We start from the raw sequence: 17579 nt of genomic DNA on the forward strand, positions 1-17579 counted from the left end.
CCCATCTAAATTGTCATTTGATATGGACTTTGCTGCTAAGTTCATTGTTTATTTGCTTTTTTCTGTATGTATTTTTGTATACCTTGCTCAATAAGATGGTTTACTAGATTGCTGATTGAGCGTGTTTCGCTTTCAGCCCACTCCTCTAAGATTTTTTTCTGCTCCTGAGTTATACAAATAGAGATTTTGGGTTTCTTGGTTGGCGGCATGGATAGCGCTAAGTGATTCTAAATACCCCTATTATGGGCTATCTAGCTCTTTTTTTTATATTGCTGACATTTACCGTTAGCTACCGTTACTATAGCACCAGAGTTATATTATTGATTCCTCGATTCGGTTTATTCTTCTGTTTTTTCTGCATTACTGTGCTTCTCAAACTCAATCAAAATTCGCTGAATTTCTGTGACTTCTATATCCTCCTGCTCAGACTTTGAGTAAATATCTAGTAATACGATAGTGTTCGATGAATGAATCCAATAAATGAGTCGATATCCAGCACTTTTACCTTTTTTGATATCCCTATTCTTAACCCGCGCCTTGAATATTTCATAACCTACGCCAGTGAGGCGATCGCCTGGGAGATTTCCGGCTTGCAATTGCTCTATAATTTCTTTTAGATCCCTTTGAATCTGGCGATACTTTTTGGACACGAATTTTCCGTTGAAATTCAACTGTTAGTCTAATTTCTATGGGAGATGATTCAGTCAACTTCAATATCTTCCCACAACTGGGAAAGAGAAAGTGTTTGTCCGGTTATTGCTTCGTGCCACGATTGACGAAAGCTGTCTGCTGAAAATTCTACAGCATTGTCATCGGCTTTTTCCACCTCAACTGGTTCGTTGATTAACACAATCACTCTTACAATTTGAGCGCTGGGAAAACTGCCCAAAAGTTCTTCAGGAACTTCTAACGTTCCTTCAGGTGTGATTTTTGCCGGAAATTCGTATGCTTTGATTTTCATTGTCCTCTGTCAGCTTAAAATTATAGCACAGTAACGTTACTTTAAGCCTTCACCGAACCATATTGAAGTATAAGGGCGGTAACAAGGTAAAACTGTTATTTTGTCAAGAACTTAGGGAATTATAGGAGATATAGATTCATTAAGCTACTTTATTAAAAAGGTTGGATTGAGCAACGAAATTTAACAATAAGGGTTCAATGTTGGGTTTCGTTCCTCAACCCAACCTACGTAATGTATGCTTACAACACATTACTAAGATATCGGTGAACAAATTGAACGCAAATTGACCCCTCACCGACTCCGGAAGCAACTCGCTTTACCGAACCATGGCGCACATCTCCTACTGCAAAAATACCGGGGATGTTTGTCTCAAGTAAAAAGGGATCGCGTTCTAATGTCCATCCTTTAATGGGACTCCCATCTTTTTGCAAGTCGGGACCTGTTAAAATATAACCCCGTTCGTCTCTTGCGATCGCTCCATCTAACCAATCGGTACGAGGAACTGCACCAATAAAAATAAACAGGGAAGTTGCAGGAACAGTCTGTGTTTCACCAGTTAAGGAATTTTGAAGAGTCAGTGCTTCTAAACTTGTCTCGCCTTTTGCTTCTATTACACTAGTATGTGTCTTTACTGTAATATTTGGTGTTTCTGCAATTTGCTCGATTAAGTATTGCGACATACTCTTTGTTAAAGAATCAGCACGTACTAACATAGTCACTTGATTGGCGTACCTAGAAAAGTACATTGCCGCTTGTCCTGCTGAGTTTGCGCCTCCAATGATGTAAACGTCTTCTCCTTGGCAACTCAAAGCTTCACTCTGCGCTGCACCATAATACACTCCTGCACCTGTCAACCGTTCTAGCCCCGGAATATCTAACCGCCGCCACGATACACCTAATGCCAAAATCATGGCATGACAGCTGATTTCATTCCCATCTCCTAATTGTACAATTCGATACTGATCTTGCAAGCGAATATCTGTAACTTCTTGTGGTGTCAAAATCTCAACCCCAAAGCGTTTTGCCTGAGTGACAGCACGTCGTGCCAAGTCTCCCCCACTCAGTCCAACAGGAAAGCCAAGGTAATTTTCAATACGCGAACTTGTTCCTGCTTGACCCCCAGGAGCTTCTCGTTCAATCATCACAGTGCGTAGCCCTTCTGATGCTCCATAGACCGCAGCTGCTAAACCTGCAGGTCCGCCCCCAATGATAATTAAATCGTAGAATGGCTTTTCTGCTTGCGTTCGCAGCCCAATTTTCTCAGCAACTTGAAGGTTGGTTGGCTGCATGAGATTGGAACCATCACCAAAAAGAACCAGGGGCAATTGTAATCGATCGCACTCAGCATAGTCCACTAATTTTTGTGCTTCTTCTGATAGCTCAATATCCAACCACTGATAAGGCAGTTGATTTCGTGCTAAGAAGTCTTTCAGCTGATGGGAATGGGGAGACCACCGATTGCCAATGACACGTATGCCTTCAAATGGTGGACGGAAATCTGCTAGCCAATAATCCAGCAAATCGTCAAGCACTGGATACAAACGTTCTTCTGGTGGGTCCCACGGCTTCATCAAGTAGTAATCGATTTTGGTGGTGTTGATGGCGCGAATGGCAGCATCAGTATCTGCATAAGCGGTTAGTAATGCCCGTTTTGCGTCAGGGAACAGTGACATTGCCTGTTCCAAAAATTCCACTCCAGACATTTGTGGCATCCGTTGATCGGCTAAAAACAATGCCACTGGTTGATTGCGGAGCTTGAGTTGTTCTAACGCGTCGAGCGCACTAGCACCAGATTCGGCACGGATGATTCTGAAGCGATCGCCGTACTCTTGGCGTAGATCTCGCGCCACAGCTTGTAAAACTTCTGGATCGTCGTCCACCGTCATAATTACAGGTTTCGTAGCCATAGCGCTTTGACAACCTCCTTTATTAAATTCTTGGTGTATTTTACATTACACTAAATATTGGTACAAACCAATTAAAGTGCCGTCTGGGTCTCGAAGATAAGCTGTTTTTAAGTTGTAATATGGATTATTCATAGGTGTAGCAGTGAAATTCACGCCTTTATGCCTCAATCTCTGATATTCTTCCTCTAAATCTTGTACGACAAAAACTAGAGCTACAGTGTCTTGGCATTCAGCATGAGCAGGCTTATCAGCATTGTGAATCATTTGTGCCATTTCTTGTCGTCGAAATAAACTTAACCGCATATCTCCGGCTTTAAACTCAGCATATCCGGCTTCTTCATCTACCACTGCAACATCAAATTCAATAACCTCTTTGTAGAACAAAAAGCAAGCTTTCCAGTCTTTGACAAGCAATCTTGTATATGCTGTACCAACTTTCATGTTGACCCCATGTGTGTGAATTTAATTATTTATTCTCCTATTTTGCTGTCCCTATTGCCCCATGAATAAATCGAGTTGCCCATACACATTGATACTAAATGTAAATTCAATGGATAAATAGTTTTCTGAATATGTAGTAGGTAAAGGAGCAAAAGGTGCTGCTCGTTGGACGGCACTTAGTGCAGCTTCATCAATAGCATCGAATCCAGATGGTCGTGCAACTTGAAGACCGCTGACTTGACCCGAACGACTAATAGTAAAGTAAAGGACTGTTCGGCGGGAGGATTGGGTAAGCCCTGGTATCCATTGCTGCTTCACCTGTCGCTGCAATTGTTCGAGATAAGGTCCCAGGTCATCTTTGCGAGCATCAATACCATCCAAAGCTCGATTGGAAGGGTTAGAGTGGGGTAGGGCGGCTAAACTCTCCTGAATATTACGACTTGATAAACTGACTGGACCACCTAAACGACTTGCTGCTCCTGATGTTCGGGATGGCTTGACTCTAGGTGGCGTGCTTTGAATTGACCGAGGTTGTAATTGCCTAGAGGAAGGGCTTGCTGCCAGTTTTTGTGTTCGATTTGTTGGTTGATCTGCAGGTGCAACATTCGTTTGATTGGGTTTAGAGTTTGAAGAAGCGGTACTGCGAGCAATAGTTGTTTGCTGGGGTTTGGGTTGTGATGGGATTGCAGATGGAGTTTGTGTTGGTTGCGGTTTGGGTGTTGGTAACGTCCTAACGCGAGGCGCAACAGTTGATTGTCTGAGGTTGTTGGTTAGTGCTGTTGTATCGCTTGGAGTGTTTGTTGGCTGTGGTTTGGGTGTTGATAACGTCCTAATGCGACGCGCAACAGTTGATTGTCTGAGTTTGTTGGTGAGTGCTGTGGTATCGCTTGGCGTTTGTGTTGGTTGCGGTTTGGGTGTTGGTAACGTCCTCAAGCGACGCGCAACAGTTGATTGTCTGAGTTGGTTGGTGAGTGCTGTTGTATCCCCTGGAGTTTGTGTTGGTTGCGGTACGTCGGTTGGTGGTACAACAGCTGGAGTTTCCTCTATTTGTGGAAGTTGCGGTTCAGAAGAAGTCTTGGCGGGAATTTCTGATTGAGCGATTTTAGGTTCTGTTGGTTGCGTGACAGGAGGTGTTACCGTTTTTGATGCTTGAGATTGCGCTTGTTGAGATGACGAATTTGGCGATATGGCTGGTTGTTGCGTTGGTTGTTTTGGTGGCGATACTGTTGCTGGTTTTGGTTCGGGTAAGGTTTGAGGGCGAACAGCAGGGGGCTTAGATTCTGCTGGGGATGCCGACTTTTTAACAGAAATTGAACTTTTCTGTTTGACTTTGCCACCGTTAACTGAATCTCTAGCAGCGCGTTTTAAGGTTACTGGAGGTGTCTTTGCTGGTTCGGGAGGAACTTCAAGATATTCTATAGGAATGGGTTGGGAAAGTTCTCTCTCTCGATTGGGCTTAAAAACTTGCATCCAATAATCGACGCCAAATAATATGATGGCGTGTAGGAAAATTGAAGCGACTATGTAGAAGAGCAAATCTTTAGGAAGGCGATCGCTCTGTTCTGTTTTTTCCGGCTGTAATGTATAAGACTTAACCATAGCGAGCTAGCGTCCTATTGTTTCAACAGCAGCCTCAAAACTCTATTTAACATTATTTTCGGTATGCCCCAGCTATGCATAAAGAGTGTTTTTTTCCTTAATAATAAGAAGATTACCGAAAGACCTGTGCTGCTGTCTTTCATGTTCTTGCGGAAAATGTTCTTATCTTGCTCAAAGATATGTGGAGAAACCTAACAAAGGCATGGAAATGTTGGGTTTCGTTCCTCAACCCAACCTACGTGTTTTCTACTCCCTACTCCCTACCCCCTATCCCCTCCATCACAACTGGGAACTGGCAAACCAGCAATAGCTAATGGTACCATTGCCACCAACTCCAACTCGCCTTTGGAATTCATTACCCATCCTTTCGCTTCCACAATGCTTTCGTCTGGTATTTGCGTTCTATGAGACTGCTTGTTAATTATTTGAGGTTGACTTTCTGCTTGTTGGGAGTCTGGCAAATTCCGCATATCATACCATAAAGTCTGGCCTCGTAGCGTATTATCGGGGTTTTCTGGTAATCCACCTCGTCCACTAAAGACTAAACTGTTGTTTCTTGCTGCCGTAGGGCAACCTGTAGCAATTTGTTGGGAGGGATCGGTTAAAGTTGTTGGTAGTTCCACCGACCCGCGAGAAAGATCTACACCAGGGGTGTTGACTTGCACCGTACCATTAAATTCCAGTCCTAGTTCTGAGGAGGCAGTAATATCACTCTCTAAAGTCTGTTGTTGGCGAACTTGGCTACCAAAAATACCTTGGGCATTGATGGCTACCCTTCCGCCAAAACCTTGTTGAGCATTTGCAGTTATGTCACTATTTTCTACAGCGACTAAAGAATTGGTAGAAATACTAAGATTTCCACCAAGGGAACTGTTGAGGGCGTTGGTAGTCATCCTACTTCCTTGACTTATTACTATGTTTTGCGATTGGATTGTAATGTTTCCAAAATCGCCGGCGTTTGTATCGGCAGTAATTGTGCCTTGTTTCATGAGTAGAAAAAGGACATTCATCTGAATACTACCAGCTGCCCCTGTACCAGGAGGAAGTTTGTTTTGACTTTGGAAGTTGCTAACACTAATAGTAGCCCCATCACGAATCGTTAACTGATTAGCATTGACAGTGATATTGCCTCCATCACCACTCTCTTGGATGGCGCTAGCAAATAAGCCACTACGAGTTGTTTTGCTAACTCCTATCAATTCAACATTGTTAGCGTTAACTTGCAAATTCCCCGCATCTCCCAAGCTAGAAGTTGCAGAAACGACTTGGCCACCTTCCACAAGACGCAAATTTTGGGTTTGAATCTTCACGTTTCCACCCTGACCGATACCAGAATTGGGAAATCCTGATACTTTTTCGACTGCAGCTGCAAGTATACTGGGGTTTTCGTCACTTTCACCTGTAAAAATGTCTGTATATTCTGCGACACCTTTTACTTCTATATCGGAAGCTTTGATAGTTAGGTCTCCAGCATTCCCAGAGCCAAAGGTCGTTGTGGTAATTTGAGCACCCGCTAAAACTCTTAAATTTTCAGTTTCAATAATTAAGTTACCTCCATTGCCAGTGGCTCCTGGTGTAACTGGGGAAGCGAGACCACTTGCTGCTAGTCGAGAATCGCCAACAAGTTGAATATCCGCAGCTTTGACATATAAATCACCTGCAGAACCAATCCCAAAAGTGGCACCTTGTATTTGACCTCCATCAATCACCTGTAAGGATTTACTTTCGATAGTGATGTTGCTGCCATCTCCTGTTGCGTTTGGTGCAACATCAGCAAATATACCACTGTAATATTGACTGTTTGAATTATCAACTATTCCTTGTATCTTTACGGATTCTGACGCCAAGATATTGAGTGTTCCTGAAGTGCCATTCCCTAAAGTGTCTGTAACAATGACTGAACCATTAGTCAGGCTAATGTTTTTACCTCGCAGTTGTATACTACCTGCACTGTTGCCACTAGTATCAATAGATGCTGCATTCAACAATTCTATATGACTGTAATTAATTCCTTGCCCTGGTTCAAGTTGTAGTTGTTGGTTGTTGTTGATTAAAGAAACTTCACCATTCTTGACTGACCAAATTTCCACTTTTCCTTCTGGAAGGGTGATATTTCCACCATCCAAAACCACATTCGCACCCACCAAAGCTATGGTTTTACCTGTTTGGGTTCCGTAATGCAATCCTAATGGACGGTTACTACGATCTACATAACCAGAGTCAAAGGAAAATCCTAAATTGTGACCATTTCCGTTGACACGAATACTACTGTTAGGATTCGACCCGTACTGCAAGCCAATAGGAACACTAATTGTTAGCAGTGGATTGGCTGTAGAGTTGGTGGCAATAAATTCCGTACCGTCAGCAAATTTTAGTTTATCTGCAGTGGTGGCAAAAAAAGAACCACCTATATCTAAACGGGCATTTTCTCCAAAGATAATACCACTGGGATTGATCAGAAAGAGGTTGGCACGACCAATATCTGTAGTACCTTCTATAAGTGTTTGAATAGTGCCGTTAATTTGAGAAGGCAACCCGCCAGTGATACGGGTGATAATGTTCTCAATACCTTGAGGATGAACGAATCGAGCTGTGTCTCCCAATTTGATGGAGAAATCTTTTAAGCTGTGGAAAAGATTGGTACCTTTGTTAGGTTGCCCGCCTCCAGTAATTTCATAGACCCCCCCACCATTATTGTTGATATTAGTAGGTAGGCTACCATCTGGAGTTATTTGGGTTTGTGCTCTAGCTGGTAATGGGGTATTCCAAACCAGAGAAATAGTAATAAGATGATATACGTATCTTCTTTGAAAACAGAAATATAAAGCTTTTTGTAAAATTATTCTCAATTTAAAAAACATATTATTGTACTGTTCTTAATACAGGAAAATTTTACCTGATTTTGAGATATACGTAGGGTGAGCATTTCTTTTTAAAAGCCTTATGTGCTAGGCTTTAGCCCACCCTACTTTAAATGGTATGGACAAATGGCACAGAGAAACTTCTTATTAAATATTACAATTACCTTCTGCCATCTGCCTTTCTTCGGTAATTGATGCATTTGGTTGCTACGTTTATCTTAAACCTAATTGTCCATAATACTCTCTCCATTTTCCGAAACCAGAAGTCCGCCATAATATACAATGAGATGTGTTATTGTTCTGTGAATTATTGCAAACCTCTGCTAAAGCAGAATCTTGTGAATACGCTGAAAGAGGAGTAAGGTCATCAACATCATCGCTATCATCGACATTATTGTTCTGCGTGTTGTTAACGTCTAAAGTGATGGGATTTACGAGTAGTGGGGGATCGATCAGAATCCAAGTTGAAGAATTGGCAAGTTTGTATTCTGCTGTCGCTTTGGCTCGCTCGTACAGGCTTGGTAGAATAGCTCCCAATTGGTTCAGTGACTTAGCTTCCGATCGCACGTCCCAACCAATTAAATCGAATGCAATGAGATCCGCGCTGGCGATCGCCTCTCTTTGACCGGTTCGTAGATAAGGCTCCATGACAGCGTTTTTGTCTTGGTTCCAATGAGAGGCTTGGTTTCCATCTCCACCTAGTGTAGTATCTCCTGTTGACATATACTCAACCTTTGACAACCCTAAATCGAAAGTTGTGAAAGCAACTTTACCGGGTGATAAATCTGGTATTCCCATGGTAATCAAGCTGTAATTATCACCCAATACAATCTTGTCTTTGCTTTGATTGGAGAAGCGGTATAGATCTAGTGGAGTGATACTGTCTTCTACAACAGACTCTTCTATAGGTATACCTCTGGTTTTGTCATTTTTGATTGCCAACTGTAAGTTAGGATTATCTACTCCACTGATAAAACCGAGAGTGTGACCTATTTCGTGTACAGCCATACTTAAAAAGTCTAATGTGTCAGACGGAATTTGGTTGCTGGTCAAGTTATAGCTCCATGTCAATGGGATACCTGATGAGGAGTTACTGAGTTTGTTTAAAACAATATGACCGTCAAAATTTAAATCGTTGCTGGGAAGTAGTTCTAAGGCTTTGGCATTAGCACGAGCAAGTTGGATATCATCAATGCCTGATAATACGCGCTCGTTAACCATCACACTTAACTCAGAAGCCTCTCCATTGTTTCCTTTTTGCAGGTTTTTGTAGGCAATTTTATCATTCAGCGATTTTTTACCTGCAGAAAGTTTAGAGAGGAAATTTTGGTATGGAGTTTCGGATACTAACTTCTCCACTGTTGCGCTTCCCAAAACGCCTCTAGGCATGTGATTGGTAGTTGTTACAAATAACTTGATAGTAACATCATCAGCTAACAGTTCTGACCATAGCTGGGCTGCTACTTCCGTTGCAATCATTTGTGTTAATGTAATCTCAGCTCCATAATAGATCTCGAAGTTTGTGTTTGTTGTCGAGTTTATAGTATACGTAGTTTTTGCCAGTGCCAGTGTTGAGTTACCAATAATCGCAATGCAAAGAAGTAATGGTAGCAACAACCATTTTCTCAAATGAGTATCTGGCTTTATTTTAATTCTACCACTGTACACAAGAGGCTTGTGAGTTCTAATGCTTCTCATTGCCAGTTTGCAACCAATTAAGAAATGCTTTATCTTTCGGGTCATGAAAATCTTTTAACTAACTATCCTGCTACATGATTGGACGTAAATACATTTAGACTTACTTGAAAAAATTCATATACCCGGATTTTATTTTACCAGTAAATATACTAGAATCCATTTAGACTAGTTCTATCTGCAAAACACAAAGTAGGGTGCAACACTGCTCAGTTAGTCCTGCTGCAAAGTACAAAGAGCTGCCAGCCCCCCTTTATAAGGAGAGCACTTCCAGGTGCGAAAACCAATTCAGGTCTAATGCAATGTAACAAATTTAACAAAAAAAATCAAAAATTGCTATAACAATCCTATTCGATTTGTGAGATAATGTCGCTCCTCCGAAACCCAGTATCTGGGAGATACTAGTTTTTTATTTTATGAAATAAATTACAATGGCTATTTTTCTTTAAAAAAATGATATTGAGCTTAAAAAAAAATAAGTTTAAATTTTTGCAAAAATACCAGCTTTAGGTGTAATATTAGTAACAAAAAGAAAACCAAATGTTTAAAACAAGCAAATGTCATGATTTTCAGGGTGTGAATCAGTTAACCGCAAACTTTAATAACGGTACATAAACATTAAATATTAATATTTAACCCTCATTTAACCCTCTCAAAAACTCTAAACGCACATTATAGTATATGCAAAATCAGCGTAACTCCGTGCCCAAATTCCTCCTCTTGGGAAGAGCTCTGTTCGTGTTAGTGTTTTTTACACCTACATGGGATGGGCTGGAAGCGGCTCAAGTAACTTTCAAACCTCCACGGCTACCAGCACCAAGACAGTCAACAGGAGGAGCTTCTCGAGATGGGAACAATTGCCTCATGGCTGAAAACGTAGGAGATACAGCCTCGATCACCGCCTTACTCCCGTCAAGCAGAATTGGTTTGACTGTAAAAGAGCGTCCGACAATATTAGTCTACATTCCGCCTACTACTGCCAAAACAGCATTGTTTAGCGTACATGATGAGCAAGCCAAAAACCACTACCAAAAAACCATCAATTTACCTGCAAAACCGGGCGTGATGGCAATCAAACTCCCTAACTCCGCACCCGGAATCAAGCCCGGTAAGAATTATCAATGGTCTTTGGCAATGATTTGCTCATCTGAATTAGAGCCAGATAGCCCACTCGTCAGTGGATGGATTCAACGAGTTCAATATCCAGGAGGCTTGAAAAATCAAAGCAACTCGTCTCCTTCTCTAGAGTTGGCTTCTCACTTAGCCAAACAAGGTATTTGGTATGATACTATTTTTGAACTGGCTAAATTAAGGCAAGCTGAGCCTCATAACCAAACTATACAGTCTTCTTGGCAACAACTGTTAAATGCTGTAGGTTTAAATGCGATCGCCAATGCACCTTTGGCACCGCGATCGACTTATTTGACTTATGGGGATGAATAGAGCAGTAAGGCGCAAGATGTTTGGTGATTAACTGTTTACTGGTCAGGTGGTCACTGTCTACTGGTCACTGGTCACTGGTCAGGTGGTCAGTGTTTACTGGTCACTGGTTACTAGTCACTAAAAAATGCTATTCAATTGGAAAACCATTACTCAACTTGTGTCGATCTTCTGGAAGCCTCAACTCAATTGTGGAGAGTTAAGGGGAGGCTGTCGTTATGTACTGATGGCATCCTCCACTGTGGCTGTTTGCGTCATCGCTGGAGGAATAGCTGGATTGTTCCAGATGCTGGAGTGGCAAATCCTAGAGAGATTTTATACTTTACGTCCTGTGGAACCACGGGAACAGCGCATTCTCATTGTTGCGATTGAAGAACAAGATATATCCCAAGTTCGTGCATGGCCAATTCCTGACAATGTTTTAGCTGATTTGCTAATCGAACTTAAAGCACACAAACCAGCTGTTATTGGCTTAGATATATATCGCAATTTGGCTGTAAAACCAGGGCATGAGAAATTGGTAGCAGTGATGAAGTCCACACCAAACCTAATTGGTGTCATGAAACTAGCGGGAGTAGATAAAGTTCCGCCACCCCCCATCTTATCTAAACAAGAGCAAATTGCTCTTGTGGATTGGGTTGAAGATACAGATGGTAAAATCAGACGAGGTTTGCTATCTGCTGCTAATGACAAAGATGAGATTTTTTTGGGGTTAGCGACTCGCTTGAGCCTAATGTATTTAGAACAAAAAAAAGGCATCTCCTTGAAACCTCTTGACAAAAATGGGGATTCTTTGCAGTTAGGTAAAGCAGTCTTTACACCTCTTGAAGGTAATGAATTCAATTATCGAGGAGCAGATATCGGCGGATACCAAATCTTATTGAATTACCGGGGTTATCAAGATTGCTTTGATACAGTCTCTATGCGAGAAATCCTCAATGGTTCTGTGGCTCCAGAACGAATACGCGATCGCATTGTTTTAATAGGCGTTACAGCTAAGAGTATCCGGGACCAACTTTATGTAGGTTACAGGAAGAGTGCATTGCTTCATGGTGGCATCCCAATGCCGGGAGTGGTGCTTCACGCCAATTTGACCAGTCAAATTATCAGTGCTGCTCTTGATGGAAGACCTCTTATGAAAACCTGGTCTTACCATATGGAATGGTTGTGGGTTTGTTGCTGGTCTTTTGTCAGTAGTAGTGTAACTTGGCAGTTATTGCATATCAAATTTAACCATCTACAAAAATTTTTTGGTTTGCTGATTATAGGAATGACATTTGCAATAGCCGTTATCTTAAGCACTGCCTATGTGATGTTTCTTATAGGTTGGTGGATTCCTTCTGTTTCACCCTTACTGGCTCTCATTGCTAGTGCAACTGTTACCACCAACTTTTATAAACAATTCCAATTAGCAAAAGTTAACAAGCAATTACAGGAATATTCTCACACTCTCGAGCAGAGAGTGCGAGAACGCACCAAAGAATTAGAAGCAGCCAAAATCGCTGCTGATATTGCCAACCACGCCAAAAGCGAATTCCTCTCAAACATGAGTCATGAACTGCGGACACCCCTCAATGGTATTCTTGGGTACGCACAAATTCTGCAACGTTCTCCAAATCCGGCAAAATCTCAGAAGGAAGGTCTAAATGTTATTTATCAGTGCGGTTCTCACTTGTTAAATCTCATCAACGATATTTTAGATCTGTCAAAAATCGAATCTCGCAGACTAGAACTGTACAATAATGATTTTCTTTTTTTGCCTTTTTTAAAAGCCGTAGCGGAAATGTGTCGTATCAGTGCTGTTCAAAAAGGTATATCTTTTACGTACCAAATCGCCCCGCAGCTTCCAGAAGTTATTTGCGCTGATGAAAAACGATTGCGGCAAATTTTAATTAATTTACTAGGCAATGCCATTAAGTTTACGGAAAAAGGGGGAGTTACTTTCAAAGTAGAAATCTTAGAGACTAAGAACTGGAAAACTCAAAATTCCCACGAAGTAGCGATGAGGGATATGAGGGATCTTGAAAATTCTTTCCAATTACGCCAGTCGCTAGAACCCCTACAAGGCGCTGGCTCCCCAATCGCTCGTGTACGATTCCAAGTCGAAGATACTGGAGTGGGAATAACACCAGAACACATAGAAAAGATTTTTTTGCCTTTTGAGCAGGTTTGCGAAAACAAGAAAAAGACTGAAGGAACGGGTTTGGGTTTAGCAATTAGCCGTAACTTGGCTGAGTTAATGGGAAGTAAAATTCAAGTTGAGAGTACTTTGGGTTTTGGTAGTAAATTTTGGTTAGATGTAGATTTATTAATAGGTTGTCACTCGGTAAATACAGAGCCAGTAGCCCAAAATAAAAAGACGATTGGTATTGAAGACAAAAGTTTAGATGAGGAATGGAAAAATTCTTCTGCTGATTCAAGCCCTGCTGCTTTCCAGACTGAACTCATACCTCCACCAGCAGCACAACTGAACAAACTGTTGGATTTTGCTATGAGAGGGAATATTCAAGGTATAGAGATTTTATTGGATGAATTAGAGCAATTAGATGATAAATTCTTACCGTTTATTCACAAAGTTCGTCCATTGGCGGACAACTTCCAACTCAAGAATATTCGGGAATTTATTAAATCTTTTCAAGAGGAAATTTTATGAATTCTATTTCCTGTCAAAATGCCACGATCCTAGCTGTTGATGATAATCCTAAAAATCTCAAGGTCTTATGTAGTGCTATTGCAAATATGGGATGGGAAATTTTAGTTGCAACTGATGGAGAAAGCGCTGTTGAGCAAGCAAAATATGCCCAGCCAGACCTGATTTTATTAGACATCATGATGCCAGAAATCGATGGATTTGAAACCTGTCAAATACTTAAGGAAAATTCTAGCACTCAGGAAATACCCATAATTTTTATGACGGCTCTTTCAGAAACCGTTGATAAAGTCAAAGGTCTTTCTTTAGGAGCCGTAGATTATATTACCAAACCTTTTCAACCAGAAGAAGTCATAGCTAGAATTAACATTCATTTAAAGCTACGTTCGTTGACGCAAGAACTTGCAAACCAAAATATAGAGTTAGAGAAGAGGGTACAAGAACGGACTGCAAAACTTTCTCAAGTATTACAGGAACTACATAATTTTCAGCTTCAACAAGTGCAATATGAAAAAATGTCTAGCTTGGGTCAACTTGTAGCGGGAATTGCTCATGAAATTAATAACCCCCTGACTTTTGTAGAAGGTAGCTTGAACTATTTAGAAAATTTCCTACCCAAGATCATTTATCATTTAAAACTTTATCAACAACATTATCCTAATCCAGTTGAGCAAATTGTGGAATCTGCTAACAATATAGAATTAGACAATATGATTCAAGATATTCCAGATTTGTTATCATCTATTAGTGAAGGGATAGAACGTATAAGTAAAATCAGTCATAGTTTACGCATTTTTTCTCGTTCTGACATTTTTCATAAAACCTCTTTTGATATTCATGAAGGGATTGACAGTACTTTAGTCATCTTGAAGTATCGTTTGCGAAATGGTAAAAATCGCTTGGGTATTGAAGTTATCAAAGACTATGGAAACTTACCAAAAATCAGATGCTACCCCGGACAACTTAACCAAGTCTTTATGAATATAATATCTAATGCTATAGATGCTATTAATGAAGCTGCTAAAAAAAGTTTAAAATTAGAAAAAGAGATTAAACATATTATTCATATTTCTACATCAGCCAATAGCAAGGGGAATTCTATTATTATCTCCATCAAAGATAATGGACCGGGAATACCACCGGAAATCAAAGAACGAGTCTTTGAACAATTTTTTACCACAAAAGCTGTAGGGAAAGGAACTGGTTTGGGATTATCTATTTCTCGAGAAATTATAGAACAAAGACATGAGGGTAAGCTTTATTGTTTTTCAGAAGTGAACAAAGGAACAGAATTTATAATTGAAATTCCCATAAAAGAAAAGGATTGACAAATTTGTGCCATTAATAAAATATATTTCCTATCCAATAATGCTGGTTTTCTTGCTGCTAATTAGTAATTTTCCATCAGTAGCGAAAGCCGATCTGAAACTGAGGTTAAAAACTGAAAAAGCTCGCTCTTTAGTAGCTTCTGATGCTAGTAACTATGAAACATTTCAAGTCAAAGATGCTAAATCTGAACTTGATAGAGGTAGAGACTTGTTTGAAGCAGGGCAATTTGCTGCAGCTGCTCAATATTGGGAAGTCGCAGCTATAAATTTTCAGCAGATAGGGGATACAGTCAATCAAGCTTGGAGCTTATCTTATCTTTCCTTAGCGTATCAGAATTTGGGAGAGTGGAACAAGGCAGAAAAAGCCATTGTCAACAGCCTCAATCTCTTAAAATATCAAAAAGCCAATTTACGTGTTAAAGCAGTAGCTTTAAATACTTTGGGAAATCTCCAACTCGCACAAGGAAAAGGAGAAGCAGCTCTCAAAAGCTGGCAAGAAGCCGAACGCACCTATGCTACCGTTGGCGATCGCTTGGGAAAAACAGGTAGTCAAATTAACCAAGCGCAAGCGTTACAATCTTTGGGACATTATAGGAGGGCGCAAAGTCTGTTAGCAAGTATCACCGAGCAACTGCAAAGCCAACCGGATTCTTTACTAAAAATGCAAGCACTACAAAGTCTGGGAGTGGCTTTACAAATGGTAGGAGATATACAAGAATCTCAGGAGATTTTAAAACAGAGTTTGGCAATTAGCGATCGCTTGAACTCGCGTGAGGATACCAGTCAAATTCTTTTTAGCTTGGGAAATACAGCAAGAGATCTACAGCAACAGCCAGTGGCATTGAATTATTACCAACAAGCAGCAGCAACAACAACCAACCCGCGATTGCAAGTAGAAGCTCAGTTGAACCAACTCAGTCTTTATATAGAAACTTCACAATGGGAACAAGCTCAATCTTTATTGGTACCAATAAAAACCCAACTCAACAATCTTCCCCCTTCTCGCACATCGATTTATGCGGCTGTTAACTTTGCTCGCAGTCTTTCTCAATGGGCGCAACAACGCGAAGCTCATCCCGCACAATATCGAGAAGCCGCAGAGGTTTTAGCCCGTGGAGTAAAACAAGCAGAAAGTTTGAAAGATCCGCGAGCCAAAGCATATGCTTTAGTTAAGTTAGGAGGATTGTATTTCCAGACACAACAGTTAAATCTGGCGTTGCAACTGACAGAACAAGCCCAACAGATTGCAGAGGGGATTTATGCTTCAGATATCGCCTACCAAGCTTATTGGCAAATCGGGCGCATTCGCAAAAGTCAGGGGAATGTGAAAGCTGCAATAGTAGCATACGATTTAGCCGTCAACGAACTTAAGTCTTTGCGTAGTGACTTGGTGTCCATTAATCGAGATGTGCAGTTTTCTTTTCAAGAGAGTGTAGAACCGATTTATCGGGAGTTAGTGGATCTTTTGTTACAATCCAAGCCCAGTTCAGAAAATTTAGCCCGTGCGAGGGAAACAATAGAAGCTTTACAGCTGGCTGAACTAGACAACTTCTTTCGCGAAGCTTGTTTGGAAGCCAAACCACAGCAAATCGACCAAATCGACAAAACAGGTGCAGTTATTTATCCAATTATTTTACCCGATCGCCTGGAAGTCATTTTATCGATTCCTGGAAAACCTCTTTTAAGCTACAAAACTTCTCTCTCTAAAACCGAGCTGGAAAACAAGATGAAACGGATGCGACAGTCCCTCAATCTTGCTTACTCTCAAGAAGAACGCTTGCGCCTATACCAATATTTATACGATCGGTTGATTCGCCCTGCAGAATTTGACTTAGCCAACAGTGGAGTGAAAACTTTAGTATTTGTGTTAGATGGTTCTTTGCGAAGCTTACCAATGGCTGCTTTACATGATGGCAAACAGTTTCTCGTGGAAAAATATAGTGTTGCACTCTCTCCTGGTATGCAGTTATTACAGGCGCGATCGCTCGAAGGCGATAATTTAAAAGTAATGACAGGGGGATTGAGTGCAGCGCGTCAAGGGTTTAAAGCGTTACCTGGAGTCAATTTAGAAGTCAAACAAATTGTTTCAGAACTTCCGAGTCAACTTCTGTTGAATGAAAAATTTACCAGCGCCAACCTGCAAAAAGCTGTTCGCTCGCAGCCTTTTTCAATTTTGCATTTAGCGACTCACGGTCAGTTTAGTAGTAGATCTGATAACACTTTTATACTAACTTGGGATGGCAAGCTGAAAGTTAAGGAATTAGGGGAATTAATTAAGTCTAGAGATGAAACCGAAACTCAACCAGTGGAGTTATTGGTTCTGAGCGCCTGTCAAACAGCTTTAGGAGACGAGCGCGCTATCTTGGGGTTGGCGGGAATAGCAGTTCATTCACGTGTACGCAGTACCCTAGCAACCCTTTGGGCTGTTAAAGATGAATCGACAGCCAAATTTATGTCAGAGTTTTATAAACAGCTGAAAAAACCGGGAATTGGTAAAGCGGAAGCTTTGCGACAAGCCCAGTTAACATTTTTGCAGGATGCAGATTTTTCTCACCCTTTTTATTGGGCACCATTTGTCTTAGTCGGACATTGGTTGTAACTTAAGTGCAGAACGATGACAAAATAGTTCCAATTACGTCATACTAAAATCCCTCAAATTGCCTGTTGGCAATAATGTTGGCGGAATAATCTAAATAG

The 17579-nt window shown here is 41.0% G+C and carries 12 protein-coding genes; 4 read left to right on the plus strand and 8 right to left on the minus strand.

The genetic code is table 11. The annotated features are described in order from the left end of the window. Positions 1-41 precede the first annotated feature (41 nt). The 8 genes from F7734_RS65050 to F7734_RS03825 all read right to left on the minus strand — a co-directional run bounded on the left by F7734_RS65050 (position 42) and on the right by F7734_RS03825 (position 9248). Positions 42-209 (minus strand): CopG family transcriptional regulator, encoded by a 168-nt coding sequence (locus tag F7734_RS65050; RefSeq protein ID WP_155743446.1) that lies wholly within the window; start codon positions 207-209, stop codon positions 42-44. A 129-nt stretch (positions 210-338) separates the two neighbouring features. Further along, complete coding sequence (locus F7734_RS03795; protein ID WP_347566119.1) at positions 339-650, minus strand: type II toxin-antitoxin system RelE/ParE family toxin; 312 nt, start codon at positions 648-650, stop codon at positions 339-341. A 50-nt stretch (positions 651-700) separates the two neighbouring features. Further along, complete coding sequence (locus F7734_RS03800; RefSeq protein WP_155743447.1) at positions 701-961, minus strand: hypothetical protein; 261 nt, start codon at positions 959-961, stop codon at positions 701-703. 239 nt (positions 962-1200) lie between these two features. Next, positions 1201-2868, minus strand: a complete 1668-nt coding sequence (locus F7734_RS03805; protein WP_155743448.1) for a response regulator — start codon at positions 2866-2868, stop codon at positions 1201-1203. Between the two features lie 45 nt (positions 2869-2913). Next, positions 2914-3309 carry a VOC family protein gene (locus F7734_RS03810; protein ID WP_155743449.1) on the minus strand — a complete coding sequence of 132 codons (396 nt, stop codon included), beginning with the start codon at positions 3307-3309 and terminating at the stop codon, positions 2914-2916. Between the two features lie 51 nt (positions 3310-3360). Beyond that, positions 3361-4908 (minus strand): energy transducer TonB, encoded by a 1548-nt coding sequence (locus F7734_RS03815; RefSeq protein WP_155743450.1) that lies wholly within the window; start codon positions 4906-4908, stop codon positions 3361-3363. Positions 4909-5168: 260 nt separating this feature from the next. Next, a complete protein-coding gene (locus F7734_RS03820; RefSeq protein ID WP_155743451.1) occupies positions 5169-7769 on the minus strand; it encodes an S-layer family protein in 2601 nt (866 codons plus the stop codon). Between the two features lie 213 nt (positions 7770-7982). Continuing rightward, positions 7983-9248, minus strand: a complete 1266-nt coding sequence (locus F7734_RS03825; RefSeq protein ID WP_243146658.1) for an NF038122 family metalloprotease — start codon at positions 9246-9248, stop codon at positions 7983-7985. A 954-nt stretch (positions 9249-10202) separates the two neighbouring features. Here F7734_RS03825 and F7734_RS03830 point away from each other — a divergent pair. From F7734_RS03830 to F7734_RS03845, 4 genes are all read left to right on the plus strand, one after another. Next, positions 10203-10907: a DUF928 domain-containing protein gene (locus F7734_RS03830; protein ID WP_347566120.1), complete on the plus strand. Its 705-nt coding sequence runs from the start codon at positions 10203-10205 to the stop codon at positions 10905-10907. A 124-nt stretch (positions 10908-11031) separates the two neighbouring features. Further along, positions 11032-13557: a CHASE2 domain-containing protein gene (locus F7734_RS03835; RefSeq protein WP_155743453.1), complete on the plus strand. Its 2526-nt coding sequence runs from the start codon at positions 11032-11034 to the stop codon at positions 13555-13557. After that, a complete protein-coding gene (locus tag F7734_RS03840; RefSeq protein WP_155743454.1) occupies positions 13554-14882 on the plus strand; it encodes a response regulator in 1329 nt (442 codons plus the stop codon). Before F7734_RS03835 ends, F7734_RS03840 begins: the two co-directional genes overlap by 4 nt. Before the next feature lie 40 nt (positions 14883-14922). Next, positions 14923-17481: a CHAT domain-containing protein gene (locus F7734_RS03845; protein WP_155743491.1), complete on the plus strand. Its 2559-nt coding sequence runs from the start codon at positions 14923-14925 to the stop codon at positions 17479-17481. Positions 17482-17579: the final 98 nt, after the last annotated feature.

This window comes from Scytonema sp. UIC 10036 (assembly GCF_009725235.1).

What these genes read in the sequence shown, in the direction of transcription:
- F7734_RS65050 (WP_155743446.1), bottom strand. Translation starts at nt 209, where the DNA reads ATGCCGCCAACCAAGAAACCCAAAATCTCTATTTGTATAACTCAGGAG.
- F7734_RS03815 (WP_155743450.1), bottom strand. Translation starts at nt 4,908, where the DNA reads ATGGTTAAGTCTTATACATTACAGCCGGAAAAAACAGAACAGAGCGAT.
- F7734_RS03835 (WP_155743453.1), top strand. Translation starts at nt 11,032, where the DNA reads ATGCTATTCAATTGGAAAACCATTACTCAACTTGTGTCGATCTTCTGG.
- F7734_RS03800 (WP_155743447.1), bottom strand. Translation starts at nt 961, where the DNA reads ATGAAAATCAAAGCATACGAATTTCCGGCAAAAATCACACCTGAAGGA.
- F7734_RS03820 (WP_155743451.1), bottom strand. Translation starts at nt 7,769, where the DNA reads ATGTTTTTTAAATTGAGAATAATTTTACAAAAAGCTTTATATTTCTGT.
- F7734_RS03845 (WP_155743491.1), top strand. Translation starts at nt 14,923, where the DNA reads ATGCTGGTTTTCTTGCTGCTAATTAGTAATTTTCCATCAGTAGCGAAA.
- F7734_RS03810 (WP_155743449.1), bottom strand. Translation starts at nt 3,309, where the DNA reads ATGAAAGTTGGTACAGCATATACAAGATTGCTTGTCAAAGACTGGAAA.
- F7734_RS03825 (WP_243146658.1), bottom strand. Translation starts at nt 9,248, where the DNA reads ATGATTGCAACGGAAGTAGCAGCCCAGCTATGGTCAGAACTGTTAGCT.
- F7734_RS03805 (WP_155743448.1), bottom strand. Translation starts at nt 2,868, where the DNA reads ATGGCTACGAAACCTGTAATTATGACGGTGGACGACGATCCAGAAGTT.
- F7734_RS03840 (WP_155743454.1), top strand. Translation starts at nt 13,554, where the DNA reads ATGAATTCTATTTCCTGTCAAAATGCCACGATCCTAGCTGTTGATGAT.